The sequence below is a fragment of the Kitasatospora sp. RG8 genome (assembly GCF_017813315.1).
In the GTDB taxonomy this organism is placed as follows: domain Bacteria; phylum Actinomycetota; class Actinomycetes; order Streptomycetales; family Streptomycetaceae; genus Kitasatospora.
On record NZ_JAGIYX010000093.1, the window covers coordinates 1 to 1,251 of the forward strand.

Sequence of the window (1,251 nt, forward strand, 5' to 3'; positions counted from 1 at the left end):
GTCAGCACCACCTGGAACAGCGGGTGCCGCGCCATCGAACGGACCGGCGCCAGCTCCTCCACCAGCCGCTCGAACGGCACGTCCTGGTGCGCCAGCGCCGCCAGTCCGCGCTCCCGGACCCGCTCCAGCACCTCGTCGAGGGTCGGGTCACCCGACAGGTCCGTCCGGATCACCAACGTGTTCACGAAGAACCCGACCAGATCGTCCAGGCCCTCGTCCGTCCGCCCGGCCACCGCCGAACCGATCGGGATGTCCGCCCCCGCACCCAACCGCGAGAGCGTCACCGCCAACGCGGCCTGCAACACCATGAACAGCGTCGCCCCACGCTCCCGCGCCAGTTCCACCAGCCCCTGGTGCGTCTCGGCGGAGACACTCAGCTGCACGCTCTCACCCCGGTACGAGGCGACGGCCGGCCGCTGCCGGTCGACGGGCAGCTCCAGCTCCTCCGGCGCCCCGGCCAGTGCCTCACGCCAGTACGCCACCTGCCGCGACAGCAGACTCCCCGGATCCCGCTCGTCACCGAGCAACTCACGCTGCCACAGCGCGTAGTCCGCGTACTGCACCGGCAGTGCCGACCACTCCGGTGCCTCACCGCCCACCCGCGCGGCGTAGGCGGCCGACAGATCACGGGCGAGAACCCCGGTCGACCAGCCGTCCGTCGCGATGTGGTGAACCACCACCACAAGGATCCGCTCGACCGATCCCAGGGTGAACAGCGTTGCCCGCAGCGGGATTTCGGCAGAGAGAACGAACTCGTACCCGGACGCCTCGGCGATCGCGGCGGCCGCGGCGTCCTGCTCCAGTTCGACGGACCCCAGCTCGAAGCCCGACTCCTCCACCGGCAGAATCCGCTGGCAGGGCTGCCCGTCGACCGTGGGGAACACCGTGCGCAGGACTTCGTGGCGCGCGACGACGTCCCGCAGGGCGGCGGTGAGCGCGTCCTGGTCCAAGTCCCCGGTCAGGCGCAGGGCCATCGGGATGTTGTAGGTGGCGCTCGGTCCCTCCAGTTCGCCCAGGAACCAGAGCCGGCGCTGGGCGTAGGACAGCGGCACCCGTTCCAGGCGTTCCCGGCGTGCGAGTGCGGCGCGGCCCTGTCCGGCCTGGCCCAGGGCGGCGGCGAGGGCGGCAGGGGTCGGCGCCTCGAAGAGCAGCCGCAGCGGCACCTCCGCACCCAGGAGAACGCGCACCCGGCTCACCAGCCGCGTCGCGAGGAGAGAGTGACCGCCGAGGGCGAAGAAGTCGTCCTCGACG

At 71.9% G+C, this 1,251-nt stretch carries 1 protein-coding gene; it reads right to left on the reverse strand.

Annotation, left to right across the window (positions count from 1 at the left end; translation table 11 throughout):
• A partial coding sequence (locus J5Y04_RS41155; protein ID WP_307853568.1) for a condensation domain-containing protein occupies positions 1-1,187 on the reverse strand: 1,187 nt, incomplete at its 3' end.
• Positions 1,188-1,251 lie beyond the last annotated feature (64 nt).